The organism is Luteimonas sp. A611 (assembly GCF_054072715.1).
Genome location: NZ_JBSVRP010000001.1, coordinates 206,131 through 223,819, shown reverse-complemented (window position 1 = coordinate 223,819; position 17,689 = coordinate 206,131). Strand labels below are relative to the sequence as shown.

Genomic DNA, 17,689 nt, shown 5'->3' with positions numbered 1-17,689 from the left:
TCACTGCTTGCGCAGATACCTCGAGAAGAACTGCTCCGTCCGCGTCCAAGCGTCGGTGACATTGCCGGGGCTGGCGATGACATGCGCCTCGCCCCAGTACATGGCCAGCTCCGCGGGCACACCCTTGCCGTACAGGATGGAGTAGACACGTTCCATGGGCCGCGACGTGCCGAAATCGAACTCCCCCACGAGCAGCAGCATCGGTGTGGTGGCGTGTTCCAGATTGTAGACGGGGCTGTTGCTGATCCACTGGTCCTGCGCTTGCCAGGGCGGCGCGCCTATGGCGTAGGGCTGGGATTCGTGCTCGTACACCATGCGACGCACCTGCATCACGTTACCGCCGCTTTGCAGCGCGGTGAACTCGAGGCCCGCGTCCAACGTCCAGTGCAGGTCCGGGAATGTCGAGGAGACGGCAATCGCCTTGAACGTGTCCGTCCTCGCTGCAAGCGCGAGACCGACATATCCGGCGTTCGAATGTCCCCAAAAAGCATATTCGCCGCTGAGGATTTCCGGCTGCCGCTCAAGCACCGCAAGCCAAGGCGTCACGGTGTCGACAGCCATCTGCAGCGGCCCGGCTTCCGGCAGCGCATAGTAGTCAACCGGGAACGGCACCACGAACACGGCGAATCCCTTCGAGAGCAGATGCTGGAACGGCCCATAGACCAGATCGTTAGAGTTGACGCCGCGGTGTGAGCCGTCCTCCATGCCCGGCACATACCCCGGATACGCCGTCAGCACCACGGGGTGTCGATCTCCGTCCCGTCGACCGGGAGGCAGGCGCAGAATGCCCGTCAGCGTCTTGCCATCAAGCTCATGCGATATCTCTCGCGCCTCGGGAACAGCGATCGCGCCCATGTGCCGGTTGAATGGGGTGACGGTCATGGCCCCGGGACCTCGCCCGAGCAAATGGAGCGAGGTACCTGCCGCATCATTACTCAGGTACAGCGTGCTACCGCCGGCCCCGGCCACCAGCAATTGAGCATAAGGGGGCCTCGGGATGCGCTTGAGGACATGCTTTCCGTCGGCAAAGCCGAGACCGAAGTGCTGGTCCTGGCGGAACAGGATGAAGCGTGGCGCACGTCCGGCAACGTCGGCAGCGTAGACGAAGTCGAACTCTCCGGGCAGACGCGTCGTACCATCGCAGTCGACAACCTGCACCGTGTTCTCTGACCAGACGAGATGCCGGCCATCGGCGAACCGCCAGACTTTCCCTGGCACCTGTCCGAGCGGCATGAGGTCGTTGTCGGAGACGAGCGACGGCCGCGTATCGATCAGACGATCGACACACTCGCCACTGCCCACCAGCAGGCTTGCAATCAGTTCGGCGTCCAGCGCCGAGCGCGCCGGCAAATGCCTGGCGTGCTGCGTGTCGGCATCAATCTCCCAGGCCACATCATCACCGCTGGCCGTTCGACTCGTGTAGGACGCCCTACCCGCCAGGGCAATTCGCCTTCCATCGTCAGACCACAACGGCAGCCGGCTGTCCGACGCGGGCCCAGCCATGCGGATGCCTTGGACGTGCATCCCCGGGTCGCGGTTCGCGAGCGGCTGCACGATTAGCTTCAGTTCCACTGCATCGTCGTAGAGGTGCCAAGAGCGAAGCGGCGGCTCCATCGCGCCGGGCGCGGGTTTCAGGTGACGTGTTGCCACCAGCAGTGCGGCCCGCGCGCCGTCCGGGGACAGCGACACGCCACGCACATCGCCCTCGTAGTGCACGACTGTCTTCCCCGTCCTGACGTCGAGCGACAGCAACCTGTTCGATACTCCCTCCGTCGGAGACTGGTCGTTCCATACTCGAATGGACGGCTGACCAGCCTTGGTCCGCCCCCGGAGCGCCGCGTACGTCGTGGCGGCCGTCGCGGGCGCGAGCCCGTATTGCTGCGGCACTCCGTTGCGGTCGACGAGCAGCACGGTCTGGTCGTCGATCCATACGAAGGCGCGCGTCCGCAGCGCCCATCCCGAAGGCTTCATGTCCGGTGCGCCGTGCGTTCTGAGCAAGACGTTCACATCAACGTCGATGCTCCCCCACTTCACCGGCCGGCGGGCCGCGAGATCCCAGACCATCACCCCTACCCTGCCATCGGCATCCGCGTACAGCGCGGCCAGCCGGCTGCCTGACGGCGAAAAGGCGGGCGCCCAGACCCACAGGTCATCGGCCGGCAGCTTCGTGGGCGCCGCAAGATCCTCGTCGAACAGCCAGATGTCGCCCCTGGGCTGGACGCCTGATCGTGCCGCACCCGCGTGGACGCCGGGAGCGGAGAGGGGTCGGGTCACCTGGACCGCCAGTCCCGACCCATCGGGCGCGAGAACCGCGCCCTCGACCTCGGAACGCTGGAGCATGTCGTCAAGCGAGAGCAGCCGCTTTCCTTCGGGAAGCGCCGCGCTGGCGCCACAGGACGCAGCCATCACCACTAGAGTCGCGAGCGAACTGCGAAAGAACCGTCTCATGGGGATCTGTCTCTTGGGGCCGGCCCAGCCGGCGGGGCCACCCGCTACATGACTCGATGCGCACATCACCAGTGCTTCGATATCGACAGGTCGATGTAGCGACCGATTGCGGAGTAGTTCGTCGCGTCGTAAGGCGGCACGGCAAATGCCGTCACGGCGCCGGTGTCGTGCAGCGGCGGCGGCCGGTCCAGCGCGTTCTGCACCGACAGCGAGAAGTCCCACCGCTGGCGGTCGCGTGCCGCCCCCGAGGGGATTGCGTAGCGCAACGTGGTATCGAAGGTGGTGAACGACGACGTCTTCTCGCCTGCGACCACGTTCAGCACACCGCCCTTGTAGTTCGCGAACGCCGAGGCGACCAGGCGCCCCCTCTCCCACACCGCGCCGATGCGTCCCGTGACCTTGGGCGGATGGAACAGGGTTCCAGCGAGGTCGGTCTCGGTGGTGGCGATCCGTTGCGTGCTGTCCAGCCAGGTTGCCGACCCGCGCAGGCCCAGCTGCCCGCCCGCCACGTCGAAGCGATACGACCCGGACAGGTCAAGCCCCCTGATCCGTTGCCCGGCCGCGTTGTGGAAGTGGGACCGCACGATCGCCACAACCGTACCCGGGTCGTACGGTGTGCCGACCAGGTTCGTGAGCAGACCGTCGCTGTCGCGCGCAATGAGCGCGGCCTGCTCCGCCTCGGTCGGAAAGTAGCGGACGAACTCGGCGTTCGCGGGGTCGCTCAATGCCTGCGCCGGGTAAGGAATGGGTTCGACAACCCGGCTGTCATAGTCGATGGCCCACCAGGTCACGCCCGCCTCCAGCCCGGGCATGCCCGCGGGATGGAATGCGAGGGAGGCGGTCCATGTCCGGGCACGCTCCGGCGCCAGGGCGGGGTTGCCTCCAGCAAGGCTCAGTACCGTCGCGTCTTCCGGAAACCCCGAGCCGCCCGCCCCGACCGCGGACTCGTAGAGGACGAACTCGCTCCGGAACAGTTGGAACAGCGTGGGCGCCTTGAAGGACCTTCCCCAGGACGTCGACAGGGTGACGTTCCGGCCAGGGGTGTAGATCAGGCCGACTTTGGGCGTCGTGACATCACCGAAGCTGTCGTAGTCTTCGGCGCGTGCAGCGAGGGTCAGCTCCAGCCGACGTGCACTGTCGATGTCGGGCGCCGGTCCCAGCAGCGGCAGGTGCATCTCCGCATAGGCGAAGCGGCTCCGCTCCCGGCCGTCGATGACGGGCTGGTTCGCAAGGTGGTCGTACTCGCGGAAGCTCGTCTCCCTGTGGCCGGCGCCTACCGCCAACCGTGCCTGCCCCCCGGGCAAGGAGAACACCGGCCCCTCCGCCCCGGCTTCGTACACCCGGCCTTCGTTGCAGTAACAGAATCGGATCGGAAACACGTCGCCCGTTGCAAGCAGCTGGATCGACTGGGCGTGCTCCAGGCTGTCGCGGGTCCGTGCCGCCGAGAGGGACAGCTCCCAGTCGTTCGGCAGGAACAGGTTCATGCCGGGCGCCACGAGGGATGTCGTCGACTCGGGGGTCGCTACGATCCTCTGGTTGCCCAGGCTGTTGTGGGCGCTGTACATCTGCGAACGCCTGGTGCCCAGCGCTTCCAGGTGCAGCTCGACGGAATCGCCCAACGACTGGTGCACACTGACCAGGCCGCTGCGCAGGTCGCTTTGCGGATAGAGCGTCCAGGCCTCGTGCAGGAAGCCGGTGTAGTCCCGCTGGCGCGCGTGGATCGGGTCCGTCGACACGTCCTTGTAGGCGACCATCAGCCCGCCACCCGACCAGTTGCCGCCGGCCACGGCGTTGTATTCGTGCGCGCCCATGCCCCCGCCGGTGGCCGTCCCGGCGCGCGCACCCAGCGAGACCCCGTCGAAGTCGGGGCGCAGGATGACGTTGGCGACCCCGCCGACCGCATCGGACCCGTAGATGGCCGACGCGCCATCGGCAACGATCTCGATCCGCTGGACCGCTTCCACCGGGATCGCGCTGATGTCGATGGCCTGCGAGATGCCCCCGTATGCCATGCGCCGCCCGTTGAGCAGGGTCAGCGATGCATCGGGCCCCAAGCCCCGCAGGTTCAGCGCCGAGCCCCCGGTCAGATTGGTGTTCTGGACCCCCGCCCCTGAGACCGAGAACGGAGTGACTCCCGGATTCTGGCCGCCGCTGAAGTTCTGCGGCACGCTGCGGATCACCTCGCCCAGGTCGGCGAAGCCTTCTTCGCGGATGCGCTCGGCGCCGATGGTGATCACCGGCGAGGGCGAGGTGCCGCCGCGGATGCGGGTGCCGGTGACGGTGACCTGCTCGAGGTCCGTGGTAGAGGATTCGCTCGAAGGCGCGGCCCACTGGCTGGTTGGCACGGGCGGATCGCCCTGCTCGGCCCCCGTGTCCGGCGGATCGACCAGCTCGGAAGACGCATCGGTTCGCACCCCGGCCTGCCGAGAGAGTGCATCAAGAGACGCAGCCAGGAGTCCGGCAGGACGCTTGTAGGTCTCAGCCTGTTCTAGCGCGTGGGCGTCTTGCGCCATCCCGCTGTACGGGACAAGCAAGACAACAGTTGCGGCGAAGACCGCTGTCGCCACTACTCTCAGGCTGGAGCTTCCGGGTCGAAGGCGCTCAAGTTCGACGCTCGAAGGTCTTTGAGCCCTTGCGCCCCCACGCACGAGAGCCGCTGGGGCCGGCTCGGCACGCCCCGCACCACAATGCACCATGGCCACGCAGGCCGATACTGCTAGATGTTCGTTCTCCACCATGCATCTCCGGACAACCGCCGACGTTTCCCCGCCGACCTAAGGGCCTCATCCCTCCAACTTGCGGGCGTCACAACCTCCCCGCGCCTGCTCATCGCCCAGAACGAGAGTAATAAACAGTAGACTTATATGCTGTAGATTGCAAGCCGGTAGAGGCACAGGCTGGGCGTATGGCCGAGCCCTCGCCACCGCCCCCTTCCGAAGTCCGCATCCGAGTCGGCGGCAACGTTCGCCGCCTACGAGAAGCGATGGAGGGCGGAGTGAGCCAAGAGAAACTTGGAGAGATGGCGGAGTGCCACCGGACCTACGTGTCCCAGCTGGAGCGCGGCAGAACCAACATCTCCATCGATCGACTCGATCGATTCGCTCAGATCTTCGGGGTGGATGTCGCCGAGCTGTTCGTCGTGGCCCCATCGGCGGAGGACTGAGGCGATCCTTTCGTTGTTCGTGCAGGACGAAGCACTCCTGCCCTCACTTTTGGCTCACTAGCTCAGCTACAAACGATATTGGTAGAGTTATAAACAGTAGATTTATAATCTGTAGAACCTTACCCGGTAGACGATCAGGCTGGAAGGCATGCCTTCCAAGCCTTCCCGGTCGCAACTGCCTACCGCCCGCGAGCGGGTTGCCGCTAATGTTCGCCGGCTGCGCAAGGCTCGGGAGCTGAGTCAGGAACAGCTAGCCGAGGTAGCGGAGTTTCACCGCACGTACGTATCACAGCTCGAGCGATCGGTGACCAATATCTCGATCGAGGGCCTGGAGCGACTAGCAGAAGCTCTAGACGTGGACATCATTGAGCTACTTCAGCCCCCGATTAGGACTATTCCTACGAAGAGGTAGGGAACGCGCCGACTTACGTGGACGCGCCCAATCGTCATAGTGAAACTGCCTCGGCAGCACGGCCTTCGCACCGGCAACGGATGCCGCTCAGCAGTAAGAAGGCGGCCGCCTTGAGCAAGCGGCAAAGCTGGGCCGGGGCATCCTCTTCCTCTCCGCGGACCGCTAGGCGCCTCCATCTCGGGCTTCATAGCTGCGAAGTCGGCTGCTACCAGCAGCTCTTCCCACCATCTGGATTTTCCTCACTGTATCGCTACACTCAGTAGGCCTCGTGGACCATGGAGCGGTCATGCTTATTCTGACGCGTCGAGACGGCGAAGCGATCCATATCGGCGACAGCATCCGGTTGCTCGTCAGCTCAGCCACAGATGACAACGTGCGGATCGGAATCGATGCACCGCCCAGCGTCCTTGTCCTACGCGAAGAGCTCCTCTCTACTCATGAGGGACGGGGCGAGGAACACTCGAGCAAGCTCGCCGCTGAGTGAGGTTCTTCTCGCCAGCCAGCTGCTAGCGGCCTGTTACCTATGGATCGGCACCGCGTCCCCATCTCGAACGCTCAAGGCTCAGGCACTTGAGATGGACGACCAATAACCTGTTTCGGCCAGAAGCAGACGGCCAAAGGCATCGACGGGTCTGGAACTATCCACGTTCGTGATCCGGTGCCGCATTGAGGCCCATCTTCAGCTGCTACCGGAGGCGCTTGCAGCCCCTGGAGTTTTCTCGTATAGCTGGGACAGTCATACGAGAAGGTACAGCTCGCAATGCCGGCACCAGAGATCAAGGAAGTCGACTTCCGCCAACATGTCGCTCAAGACGGGCAGCATTTGATGTGGTTTCTCGGAGCAGGGGCGTCACGTAGTTCCGGCCTTCCGACCGCAACGGACCTATCCTGGGATCTTAAGCTTCGCTACTACTGCGCCCAAGAAAATCAAGAAGTTGTGGCGCACGACGTGAGCAATCGAGCTGTCCAAGCCCGCATACAGACGTATATGGACAGCAAAGGCTTCCCACCACTTTGGCATCCGGCCGAATATTCCTTCTATTTCGAGTTACTTTTCGGGAAAGACTACGCAGCGCAGCAGAGGTATCTCAACAAAGCACTTGCGACAGAGAAATCGTCCTCGACGATCGGTCACCGTGCACTAGCCGCACTCCTGCATCTCGGCCTTGCCAGGATCATCTTCACAACAAATTTTGACGAGGTTGTCGAATCCGCTTATGCCGAAATCTCAGGCAATAATCTAACAACCTTCCATCTTGATGGCTCTTACGCCGCGGTTGAGGCTTTAAACGTCGAGAAATTCCCGTTCTACGCGAAGGTTCACGGCGACTTTCGGTATCAGAGCGTGAAGAACCTCACCGAGGATCTGCTACACAACGATCGTGAAATTCAGAAGTGCCTTGTAGCCGCCGCTGTTCGCTTCGGAATGGTCGTCAGCGGATACAGTGGGCGCGATGGCAACGTGATGGCGATGTTCCGCGAAGCCATCGAACAGAACAATTCCTTTCCGCATGGCTTGTACTGGACCGTCCCGCGGATTTCTCTGGCCGAAGCGCCAGTACGTGAACTAATGGACTATGCACGCAGCAAGGGCGTTAAGGGCGGGATCGTCGAGACCGGCACGTTCGACGAGATGCTGGCGAAAATCTGGCGATTGGTCGCCAAGAAGGACCCAGCCATTGACAGCAAAGTCAGGAGTGCCACGACCAAACCAGTAAATATTCCGCTGCCTCATGTCGGCACCGCGTATCCAATGCTTCGAACGAACGCGCTTCAGATTACCGGATTTCCGCGTTTCTGCGGCGCAATCGAGTATGACGGAGCTTTGGATATTGGAAAGCTGAAGGGCCTCTTGTTCGAAAGGCAACTTCCCTGCTCGGCCTGTTACACGGATCGCGTACTTTTCTGGGGAGATGGCGAAGAGCTCGCCAAGGTATATGAGCCCGACCGGGTGAAGTCAGTTTCGTCATTCGAGATCGAAGATCTGGTCCGCACGATCGACGCCTCGACTTACTTTAAGTCGATGGTGGAGCAAACCGTTGCGACAGCATTGGTTTCCGATGGGCCTCTAGTGCTGCGCAAGCAGCGCAATACCTGGTATGCGATCACTAGCCACAAGAAATCCGACAGCGAAGCCTTGAAACCATTGCGAGACGCGCTTTCTTGGACAGATCGGGGCGGCAGGTTGCAAAGCGGCGTCGTTAATGGCCAAGTTCTTGGTCTGAAAGATGTCTATTGGGCAGAAGCCGTATCGCTGAAGGTTGAAGAGCGGAACGGTAAGTTGTGGCTGCTCCTTCGGCCTGATGTTTGGATTTCTCCAATGAAGATGCGCGAAGAAGCCACTGGCTTTCTCTATAGCAAGAAGATACGACGATATAACAAGCAGGCGTCCGAACTTCTGAGCGCTTGGATCGAGATTCTTCTCGGGGGTGTCGGGAGAGGGGACGCCAAGGTCACCGCGTACAAGAGCTCCGCAAATCCCGCGCAATTTCAAATTAGCATGCGCTCAGCGTTCAGCAGAACGAGTGACAAATATGTCTAACGATCCAAGCGCGCTGCCAGCCAGTTCCATTCTCCCGGAGCCGCGCTTGCTCTTCGCGGACGGAAAGACTCACGCTCATCCGCTGCGCGGACTGACCGACCATGGTCCCTACAGTCTCGACATCGGAGCGCCGAAAGTGATCCGACTTGCTTACCTAGCGCCAAGAGCTCTTCTTCCGAAGCTCGATGCGGTGGCAAGCGAATTGATGAACAAACAGCAGGTCCGCGAAGCTTTCAATTACTACATCGCATATGAGGGATTTGAGAAAGTCTTTCGGGCCCAACTTGTACCGCCGACGGAATCTCTGCGTATTCCCACGCCGAATGAGTGCAACGCCGTGGCTGCTGCGGGCAACGGTAATGGTCTGGTCGACTTGATCTTGCAGGCAATCCTTCCGCTGCAAAAACTCAAGCATACGTTTGACGTGCTAGTCATCTATCTGCCTGCCGCGTGGAAGGCGTCCTATCTGTACGAAGGCTTCAATCTTCACGACAGAATCAAAGCTAAGGTCGCACCACTCAACATTCCGATCCAGATCCTCAACGACACTATGTTCGAGCGCACGTGCCGCGCGCAGGTCGCATGGGGATTGAGCGTCGCCCTCTATGCAAAGGCAAACGGAATTCCCTGGAAGCTCGCTGACTGGGACAAAGACGAGGCTTATATCGGACTCAGCTACGCCATCAAGACACTTGAGAATGGCACAGAGTACAGCACCTGTTGCAGCCAGGTTTTCGATCCCGACGGAACAGGCTTTGAGTTCATTGCCTATGATACGCGCGAGTACGAGACTGACCGCAAGGGCAATCCTTACTTGACGTGTCAAGAGATGCAATCAGTGCTATCGAAGAGCCTGCTGCTTTATCAGAACTCGCACAATGGACGCTTGCCAAGGAAGATCTATGTTCATAAGACCACGCACTTCACCGAAGACGAGATTCAAGGCGCGTTCGATGCCTTCGGGTCAAGGATGGAGATTGAACTAGTTCAGATCGTGCGCGGAAGCAATTGGTATGGACTGAAGATTGATGGCCCGAACAAGTGGAACAAGAAGCCAGCGCCTGCCGGATATTCCGTTGATCGTGGCCTTTACCAGCCGCTAACCGAGAATGAGTGTCTGCTTTGGACACAAGGATCCGTCCAGGGCATCAATCAGCAGAAGCCCAATCAGCCGGTTTTTAAAGAAGCGCCGCTCAAACCCCTCCCCAGTCCGATCATGCTGCGCCGATTCTCCGGCAGTGGGGGGTGGCACGCGACATGTGCGAGCATTCTTGCCCTCACAAAGGTCGATTGGAACAACAACACGCTGTACAAGACACTGCCGGTAACACTGGTGTACTCGCAGGTATTCGCCGAGGTGGTGAAACAGTCAGCCGATATCGTCAACGACGTCTACGACTATCGGATGTTCATGTAGTGCTGATTCAACGACGAATGTCCGCTTCGGGTCGGGTCGGAAGCCGCCATGGCCATACTTACGGCTGTCAGCGGAAAGCCGGTCGCGCTGCAACGTCCGTCACCACTGACCGGTTCCTGTCTCCGAAGCAACGCAACGTAGCGTCGGACAAGCGAGGGCAGCGGCGAGGACCTCTGGAGCGTGATCTTCCGGCAACACCGAACTGCCGATGTTCCGGCGCGTTTTTCCGCCACCCTGCCTGCATTTGTCGCCAACCGACTCCAGACTGCGGCACCTCACCAGTCCGCGTCGCGGACCGTGAGTTCGCCTTCGAGCAGGATCGGCCACCTGTCGTTGCGCTGCCCGTAGTTCCGCAGTGGCGTTGGCCCGCCGGGGCCCGCCGGCACGCTCCCGGCAAACATTGTGCGCCTTCGCGGAGCTGCCCTCCCGCGCACGTTCAAGAAGCGGGCCCTCCTGCCGAGGTTGACGTCGGAGCGAAAGAATTTTATCCCTGAGACATTTTTCCATCATCCCTGGTCAGCCGGGCGCCCGCCCGATACCCTGGCGGCGACGCGCCAAGGGGAGATCACAAGTGGCGACAGGCGAAGACTGGTCCCGGCTGGAGGTCGAGGCATGCGTTGCCGAATACCTGCAGATGCTCGAACTGGAGCTCAACGGCCAGCAGTTCAACAAGTCGGCCCGTATCCAGTCCCTGATGCAAAAGCTGGATGGGCGCAGCAAGGCCTCGGTCGAATACAAGTTCCGAAACGTCAGTGCCGTGATGCAGGAACTGCAGTGGCCGACCGTCAGCGGTTACAAGGCTTTGGCGAACTATCAACTGTTGCTGCTGGAGGTGATCGAGGCGCAGCTGCGCATGCGCCCCGCCCTGCAGGCTGCGGCGGAACACGCCGTGACGCGACCGGCTGCTGTAGCCGAAGCAGTGATTGGTGACACCGCCTGGGTTTCCAAGCCCAAGCCTACGCAGCTTAAGGAAGCGCCGCCCGAGTACGCGCCCCGGTTCTCACCCGCGCGCAGGGACTACCTCGCGCGTGAAGCACGCAATCGATCCCTCGGCAATGCGGGCGAACTGTTCGTCATGAAACTCGAATCCCAACGACTGTACGCCGCTGGCCACAAGACGCTTGCCAAGCGCATCGAGCACGTGTCGGAGACGCAAGGTGACGGACTAGGGTTCGACGTGTTGTCGTTTGAGACGGATGGGCGGAAACGCCTGATCGAGGTGAAGACAACCGCTTTCGGCGAACTCACGCCCTTCTTCGTATCACGCAACGAATTGGCCCGCTCCAACGCGGACGCCGAGCACTACCAGCTATATCGCGTCTTCGACTTCCGTAAACGGCCGCGTGTCTTCAACCTGGCCGGGGCGATCGAGTCGCACTGCCGTCTCGACGCGACCACCTTCCTGGCCCAACTCGCTGGTTAGGGTCCAGGCGATGCGGGCAGCACCAACGCTCGGCGCCCACGTCCATTGCAAGTGACCGCGTCGTCGGCTCTGCGAGAAAGATCGGCCCGCTCTTCGTGTACACCGCGAAAATTGTCCCTGCCACCTTCTCCGCCGCACCTTCTCCGTCGGCTCAGTACGAAGAGCGGCTCAATCGCCTGGGGTATGTGCCCTAGGTCCACTGTCCGAAAAACTAGGGTCACTCCAACCTGACCCCTTTTCTTCCGCTTTTCTCCAGTCAAACAACTGCGTGCTTCAACAGAGTGATGGCTTTCCCAATGGCGTCATTCGAAATATTCTGTAGCACTACACTTCCAGACCTAGTTACGACAATTTTCAGATTACGTTGATCACGGAATACCATGTCGATCCTGGACAACGTCCGCTGAAAATTGGCGAAGACCTCGTCCGCCTTGCGAAGCGCATCGGATTTGTCCGTCAAACCAACTTCCGCAGACGCGTCCGTATCAATCCGTACATCAGATAGGCGCACCGATCTAACATCTGCACGACCGAAACCACCCTCAAGGACCTTCTTGACTCTCTTTAGATCGATCGAGCACTGTGAGATCGCAACTTCGTACTGCGCGTGCTGAGAAACCCTCATCAGGAAGTCACTGGTTTTTCTCGGCGCATCAAGTAGAACAAGACCGCCGTGCCCTGGGGCCGCGATAAACTTTGTGCGCTGGAACCCCACTCTATCCACCGTCACAAAAGTTCCGTCCGAGGATAGAACATCATCCGCGTAAATTACTTTCTGAAGGAAGACCCCTCTTACCTCGTCGGGCCGCGCACTCTCAACAATGAATCCGCTGCCGGCAGCATCAGCGTAACTATCCTGCAGCAGGCTTGAGCTAAAGCGCGCAAACAACCCTTTGCTCAGCGTCCAAGAGTAAAGTTTGAGGCGTGTCGCCATGTCCACACTGCTCCCCTAGTCTAAGACGACTTATGCAACCCCTTGTTCCGGCGCAGCACTTTCAGCCTGACTCCCGCCCTCCGTTTTGTCCAAGGCGCTAAGGGCAGCGTTCTCCAGAAGCCTAACAAAACCTGAATTTTCTGCAGGGGAGCAAGCCCGCCTTGCCGAGACGAATGAGGATGCCGACCCTCGCCTTCTCCGCTCATACACGCCCTTAGCGCGATAGCTGAAACCCTTGCACGCCTTCGCATCTTCGAATCCGGCCTCGAACATTGCGAGAATCCCAGTCTCCCCATCTTGCTGCGCAGTCCACTCAAGGCCACACAAGTAAAACTCCTCCCTAAGCATTTGGAACTCCCTACTAGCAATCAGCGCCTCCCCCTTCAGGATCGCACCACGGACTCGGCTCGCTAGAAGACTAGCCTCATCTGCATCCTGCTCAATGAAGCCGCCGTCGTCCCGAAGGGTCTCACCCTCCTCCCCTTCACCCCCTTCCTCCTGGCCCCCAACACTGGGCCGATGTACTACAACCTTTGTTACGTCGACCAGTCGGAACCCTGGTATTGCGTCAATAAGATTAAGGAAGAACTGAGTCCGGGTTGCTGGTGAAGGCAGATGGGTCAGCTCAACTTTCTTCGGGACGACCGTTTCCCCTTGCTTGGCGAGTTCATCAAGTACGGCGCGCGCAACCGACTCCATCCTCTGATTGGACTCATGTCGCACGGAGAGTCCGCTCGGCGACAAATGGATCGTCAGCCCGCCCTCCCTTTTGCGCTTCTGCCGCAGCCGCATCTTCCCGGGATCTAGCTCCGTGTAACCGACTGAGACGGCGATGGTTTCAGTCCCGCTGGATTGAAGAACGTGAGCCTCATTATGCTTGGCCGAGCGTTGCTCCTTCACTTTGTCTATAGCCGTAGCTACTTGCTCTTTTGTGAAGGAGCCAGAAACCTGTGATGACGTGAATTTTTCGGACCTATCTTCAGCTGCCGCCTTCTCCAAGATCCAGTTCAGATCCTCTAAATCGAGTGTCCACATGGCAATTTTTCGTTGGAGTTCCGCGCGATCAGTATCGCCGGACACCAGCATCCCGCGCCTCAGCAAGAACTGACGGAGAAGCCCGATCGGTAGCTTTCGCTTTGCCGTTTCGAGAAGATCTAGAATGTCCTTGTCATCAGCAAAATATGTACTCTTGCTCATGCCGCATTGCGCTCCATACCGAGATCTACTTGGCTGAACGACGTCACAATATTTGTTACTAGATCTACTCTGATCTTCGCCAACCGCTCACGCAACTCATTCGACTGATAATATTCGTCGGCATAGGCCTCGACGGCTCTCTGAAAGATCGCAGATGCGGTAGGGCTTGCTGACGGCATCCTTATTAACACACTGTCGCACTGCATCAAGATCTGGTAACGGAACAGGTAATCTATTAGGTACTTGAACTCGTCGACCGTTTCCCCGCGTCGATTATAATATACGAGCGCGGCATCCCCAGATCCTCCGACGGACTTCGGATCGATGTACCTACAGACTATTAGCGGCCCTTGCAGCGTTTCTATTGCCGCGCATTTTGATTGCACAGTCCTGGCGTGCTCTCCAATTAGATCCGGATAAAAAAACCAGAACTGATCGCCCGCGAAAGGGAGCGCCGCCTTCCCCCTGAGATTCGTTATATCGTGCGCAACAGTCGCCAGATATGCGATCTGCTGCGGACTCATCACATGCAGCGTCGTCCTTGAATTAATTGGAATTCTGTCCGTATCGGCTTGCGCGAGGATCGAGGAAAAGTCTTTGTCATAGGCGCCGTCGTGATTGTAGACAAAGAGTAAACCGGCAATATCCAAGCTTGTATCAGGGCTTGCATACAACGCTTGCCATTCAGGACTGAGGCCTGCACATGAGGTTGCTTTCGACAGACTAAGCAGCGCGCCATGCACAGTAGAACTTGTGATGCTTCCTTTAGCGTAACTTTTCAGGTCCACATTCAGATGCACCGTGCATGCGCGATACGGATGCTCATACCGGAAAACTACATCCGTTGGGTGCTTCGACACGCTGTGCGCACTATCTACGCAGTTCCAGTTCTGATCTGCGGGCAAGATGAGATTCCATCCGAACACGCCAAAAATCTCGTCAGCCACTTTCTTGGCAATCTCAGCAATCTTTCCGGTCTCCCCACCCATCCCAATTAGCCCCTGAGTTGTTCAGTGTGTATTTGTATCAAGATTTCGCAGCGGCGACGGTAGTCGTCGGCACGGTATTACCCTGCTGATGTGATATTCGGCACTTTTCGGTCTAAGTCATCGAGATGCCTGTATACCAGGCGTGGCACTGGAAAGGCTCTGGCGTATGGCGTACAAGAAACGCACTCTCGCCGCGCTCTTCCGGCACACCCGCCTCGAACATGAGAAAAAGGCGGCCATTCGGCCGCCTTTCTCTCACTTCATGCCCTGCATGTAGCACCAAGTTCCACCCTCAAACCCCCAGCGGATTCGGCTTCTCCTGATCCAGCTTGTAAAGCTTGATCGCCCGCGCCGCGTCCTTCGGCGTCATCTTCCCGTCCTTCGCCAACGCGTCGATCGCCGCGTGGGCGATGTAGTAACGGTCCACCTCGAAGTGGCGGCGCAGATTCGCGCGCGTATCCGAGCGGCCGAAGCCGTCGGTGCCGAGTACGGTGTAGGTGCGCGGGATGAAGCCGCGGATCTGGTCGGTGAAATTGCGCACGTAGTCGGTGGCGGCAATCACCGGGCCGGCGGGGCGGGACTCGATGCACTGCGTGACGTGGGCCTTGCGCGGCTTGTCCTCGGGGTGCATGCGGTTCCAGCGTTCGGCGTCGTAGCCGTCGCGGCGCAGTTCGGTGAAGCTGGGGCAGGACCAGATATCGCTGGTCACGCCGAAGTCCTTGTCCAGCAGCTCGGCCGCGGCAATGGCCTCGCGCAGGATGGTGCCGCTGCCCATCAGCTGCACGCGCAGCTCGCCCTTCTTGGGCTTGGCGCCGGCGTCCTTGAGCAGGTACATGCCCTTGATGACACCCTCGGCCGCGCCTTCGGGCAGCTCGGGGTGGCTGTAGTTCTCGTTCATCAGGGTGATGTAGTAGTACTCGTCGCGCTGCTCTTCGATCATGCGCAGCATGCCGTGCTGCAGGATCACCGCGACCTCACCGGCAAAGCTGGGGTCGTAGCTGCGGCAGTTGGGGATGGCGCCCGACAGCAGGTGGCTGTGGCCGTCCTCGTGCTGCAGGCCCTCGCCGTTGAGCGTGGTGCGGCCAGCGGTGCCGCCGAGCAGGAAGCCGCGCGCGCGCATGTCGGCCGCCTGCCAGGCGGCGTCGCCCACGCGCTGGAAGCCGAACATCGAGTAGTAGATGTAGAACGGCAGCAGCTGCAGGTTGTTGGTGGAGTAGCTGGTGGCGCTGGCCATCCACGAGGCGAAGGCGCCGGCCTCGGTGATGCCTTCCTGCAGCACCTGTCCGGTGCTGTCCTCGCGGTAGTACATCAGCTGGTCGCGGTCGACCGGCTTGTACTTCTGGCCTTCCGGCGCGTAGATGCCGATCTGGCGGAACAGGCCTTCCATGCCGAAGGTGCGCGCCTCGTCTGCGACGATGGGCACCACGCGCGGGCCGACCTGCTTGTCGCGCAGGATGATGTTGAGCGACTGCACGAAGGCCATCGTGGTGCTCATCTCGCGCTCGCCGGTGCTCTTCATCAGGCGCTCGAACACTTCGAGCTTGGGTGCGGTGAGCGACTCGTCGGCCTTGCGGCGGCGCTGCGGCACGAAGCCGCCCAGCGCGCGGCGGCGCTCGAGCAGGTACTGCACTTCGTCGGACTTCTCGCCGGGGTGGTAGAACGGGATGTTGCCGTCCTTGAGCAGCTCGTCGTCGACCGGGATCTTGAAGCGGTCGCGGAATGCGCGCACCGCATCGTCGTCGAGCTTCTTGGTGTTGTGGGTGGGGTTGAGCGCTTCGCCGGCGCTGCCCAGGCCGTAGCCCTTCACCGTCTTGGCCAGGATGACCGTGGGCTGGCCCTTGGTTTGCATGGCGTTGGTGTAGGCCGCATAGACCTTGTGCGGGTCGTGGCCGCCGCGGTTGAGGCGCCAGATGTCCTCGTCGGAGAGGCTGGCAACCATCGCCGCAGTCTCCGGGTACTTGCCGAAGAAGTTCTCGCGCGTGTAGGCGCCGCCGAAGGCCTTGCAGTTCTGGTACTCGCCGTCGACGGTTTCCATCATCAGCTTCTTGAGCAGGCCCTGGCTGTCCTTGGCCAGCAGCGGATCCCAGTAGCTGCCCCAGATGGTCTTGACCACGTTCCAGCCGGCGCCGCGGAACTGGCTCTCCAGCTCCTGGATGATCTTGCCGTTGCCGCGCACCGGGCCGTCCAGGCGCTGCAGGTTGCAGTTGACGACGAACACCAGGTTGTCCAGGCCTTCGCGGCCGGCGATCGACAGCGCGCCCAGGCTCTCGGGCTCGTCGGTTTCGCCGTCACCCAGGAAGCACCACACCTTGCGGTCGGACTTGGGCAGCAGGCCGCGCGATTCGAGGTACTTCCAGTTGCGCGCCTGGTAGATCGCGGCGATCGGGCCCAGGCCCATCGACACGGTGGGCACCTGCCAGAAGTCGGGCATCAGCCAGGGGTGCGGATACGAGGAGATGCCGCGGCCGTCGACCTCCATGCGGAAGTTGTCGATCTGCGATTCGCTGAGCCGGCCTTCGAGGAAGGCGCGCGCGTAGATGCCCGGCGAGCTGTGGCCCTGCGGGGCGATGAGATCACCCGGGTGGTCGCCTTCGGGGCCGCGGAAGAAGTGGTTGAAGCCCACGTCGTAGAGCGTGGCAGAGCTGGCGAAGCTGGCGATGTGGCCGCCCAGGTCGCCGGGCTTGCGGTTGGCGCGCACCACCATCGCCATCGCGTTCCAGCGGATGATCGAGCGGATCCGCCACTCCAGGGTCTGGTCGCCCGGGATCTTGGGCTCCAGATGGGTCGGGATGGTGTTGATGTACTCGGTGGTCGGCGCGAACGGCAGGTGGGCGCCGGCGCGGCGGGTCAGTTCGACCATGTCCTGCAGCAGCTGGTGGGCGCGCTCGGGCCCGCCGTGGTCGATGACCGCCTTGAGCGATTCGATCCACTCCCGGGTTTCGGTGGGATCGGGGTCGTTCTGCAGCACGTCGGTCAGCCAGTTCATCGCCTTGCTCCGCCGCGGCCCCTGGCCGCGCAATAGTCGTGGGGTAGGACCGCCGATTCTAGCAGGGGCGGCGGCGCGGCCCGGGACGCGGGCAGGCGGCGGAGCGCGGCGCGGAAGCAGTTGCGAAAGCAACCTTCGGGGCGCGCGGGGCCGGGGTTCGCGCTGCGGCAAGGGCTGT

12 protein-coding genes are annotated in these 17,689 nt (G+C 61.1%); 6 read left to right on the top strand and 6 right to left on the bottom strand.

Annotated features, from left to right (window positions below; translation table 11 throughout):
* Both ACW5EG_RS00965 and ACW5EG_RS00960 read right to left on the bottom strand, forming a co-directional pair.
* A complete protein-coding gene (locus tag ACW5EG_RS00965) occupies positions 1-2,448 on the bottom strand; it encodes a prolyl oligopeptidase family serine peptidase (RefSeq protein WP_457020610.1) in 2,448 nt (815 codons plus the stop codon).
* Between the two features lie 65 nt (positions 2,449-2,513).
* A complete protein-coding gene (locus tag ACW5EG_RS00960) occupies positions 2,514-4,961 on the bottom strand; it encodes a TonB-dependent receptor plug domain-containing protein (RefSeq protein ID WP_457020609.1) in 2,448 nt (815 codons plus the stop codon).
* A 392-nt stretch (positions 4,962-5,353) separates the two neighbouring features.
* On the opposite strand from ACW5EG_RS00960, the gene ACW5EG_RS00955 reads away from it, so the two are divergent.
* The 6 genes from ACW5EG_RS00955 (at position 5,354) to ACW5EG_RS00930 (ending at position 11,405) form a co-directional block, all read left to right on the top strand.
* Positions 5,354-5,611, top strand: coding sequence for a helix-turn-helix domain-containing protein (locus ACW5EG_RS00955; RefSeq protein WP_457020608.1), 258 nt, complete (start codon positions 5,354-5,356; stop codon positions 5,609-5,611).
* A 148-nt stretch (positions 5,612-5,759) separates the two neighbouring features.
* Positions 5,760-6,023 (top strand): helix-turn-helix domain-containing protein, encoded by a 264-nt coding sequence (locus ACW5EG_RS00950; RefSeq protein ID WP_457016720.1) that lies wholly within the window; start codon positions 5,760-5,762, stop codon positions 6,021-6,023.
* 286 nt (positions 6,024-6,309) lie between these two features.
* Positions 6,310-6,507 carry a carbon storage regulator gene (locus tag ACW5EG_RS00945; RefSeq protein ID WP_457020607.1) on the top strand — a complete coding sequence of 66 codons (198 nt, stop codon included), beginning with the start codon at positions 6,310-6,312 and terminating at the stop codon, positions 6,505-6,507.
* A 276-nt stretch (positions 6,508-6,783) separates the two neighbouring features.
* The gene (locus ACW5EG_RS00940) at positions 6,784-8,565 is read left to right on the top strand and encodes an SIR2 family NAD-dependent protein deacylase (protein WP_457020606.1); all 1,782 of its coding nucleotides are present in this window, start codon (positions 6,784-6,786) and stop codon (positions 8,563-8,565) included.
* 46 nt (positions 8,566-8,611) lie between these two features.
* Positions 8,612-9,982 (top strand): argonaute/piwi family protein, encoded by a 1,371-nt coding sequence (locus ACW5EG_RS00935; RefSeq protein ID WP_457020605.1) that lies wholly within the window; start codon positions 8,612-8,614, stop codon positions 9,980-9,982.
* A 571-nt stretch (positions 9,983-10,553) separates the two neighbouring features.
* Complete coding sequence (locus ACW5EG_RS00930) at positions 10,554-11,405, top strand: DUF3883 domain-containing protein (protein ID WP_457020604.1); 852 nt, start codon at positions 10,554-10,556, stop codon at positions 11,403-11,405.
* A gap of 256 nt (positions 11,406-11,661) precedes the next feature.
* Here ACW5EG_RS00930 and ACW5EG_RS00925 read toward each other — a convergent pair whose 3' ends face one another.
* The 4 genes from ACW5EG_RS00925 to aceE all read right to left on the bottom strand — a co-directional run bounded on the left by ACW5EG_RS00925 (position 11,662) and on the right by aceE (position 17,511).
* Positions 11,662-12,339 carry a hypothetical protein gene (locus ACW5EG_RS00925; protein ID WP_457020603.1) on the bottom strand — a complete coding sequence of 226 codons (678 nt, stop codon included), beginning with the start codon at positions 12,337-12,339 and terminating at the stop codon, positions 11,662-11,664.
* Between the two features lie 30 nt (positions 12,340-12,369).
* Positions 12,370-13,536, bottom strand: a complete 1,167-nt coding sequence (locus tag ACW5EG_RS00920) for a hypothetical protein (protein WP_457020602.1) — start codon at positions 13,534-13,536, stop codon at positions 12,370-12,372.
* Positions 13,533-14,525 carry a hypothetical protein gene (locus tag ACW5EG_RS00915; protein ID WP_457020601.1) on the bottom strand — a complete coding sequence of 331 codons (993 nt, stop codon included), beginning with the start codon at positions 14,523-14,525 and terminating at the stop codon, positions 13,533-13,535. Before ACW5EG_RS00915 ends, ACW5EG_RS00920 begins: the two co-directional genes overlap by 4 nt.
* A gap of 292 nt (positions 14,526-14,817) precedes the next feature.
* The gene (gene aceE / locus ACW5EG_RS00910) at positions 14,818-17,511 is read right to left on the bottom strand and encodes a pyruvate dehydrogenase (acetyl-transferring), homodimeric type (RefSeq protein ID WP_457020600.1); all 2,694 of its coding nucleotides are present in this window, start codon (positions 17,509-17,511) and stop codon (positions 14,818-14,820) included.
* Positions 17,512-17,689: the final 178 nt, after the last annotated feature.

What these genes read in the sequence shown, in the direction of transcription:
- ACW5EG_RS00965 (WP_457020610.1), bottom strand. Translation starts at nt 2,448, where the DNA reads ATGAGACGGTTCTTTCGCAGTTCGCTCGCGACTCTAGTGGTGATGGCT.
- ACW5EG_RS00960 (WP_457020609.1), bottom strand. Translation starts at nt 4,961, where the DNA reads ATGGCGCAAGACGCCCACGCGCTAGAACAGGCTGAGACCTACAAGCGT.
- ACW5EG_RS00955 (WP_457020608.1), top strand. Translation starts at nt 5,354, where the DNA reads ATGGCCGAGCCCTCGCCACCGCCCCCTTCCGAAGTCCGCATCCGAGTC.
- ACW5EG_RS00950 (WP_457016720.1), top strand. Translation starts at nt 5,760, where the DNA reads ATGCCTTCCAAGCCTTCCCGGTCGCAACTGCCTACCGCCCGCGAGCGG.
- ACW5EG_RS00945 (WP_457020607.1), top strand. Translation starts at nt 6,310, where the DNA reads ATGCTTATTCTGACGCGTCGAGACGGCGAAGCGATCCATATCGGCGAC.
- ACW5EG_RS00940 (WP_457020606.1), top strand. Translation starts at nt 6,784, where the DNA reads ATGCCGGCACCAGAGATCAAGGAAGTCGACTTCCGCCAACATGTCGCT.
- ACW5EG_RS00925 (WP_457020603.1), bottom strand. Translation starts at nt 12,339, where the DNA reads ATGGCGACACGCCTCAAACTTTACTCTTGGACGCTGAGCAAAGGGTTG.
- ACW5EG_RS00920 (WP_457020602.1), bottom strand. Translation starts at nt 13,536, where the DNA reads ATGAGCAAGAGTACATATTTTGCTGATGACAAGGACATTCTAGATCTT.
- ACW5EG_RS00915 (WP_457020601.1), bottom strand. Translation starts at nt 14,525, where the DNA reads ATGGGTGGGGAGACCGGAAAGATTGCTGAGATTGCCAAGAAAGTGGCT.
- aceE (WP_457020600.1), bottom strand. Translation starts at nt 17,511, where the DNA reads ATGAACTGGCTGACCGACGTGCTGCAGAACGACCCCGATCCCACCGAA.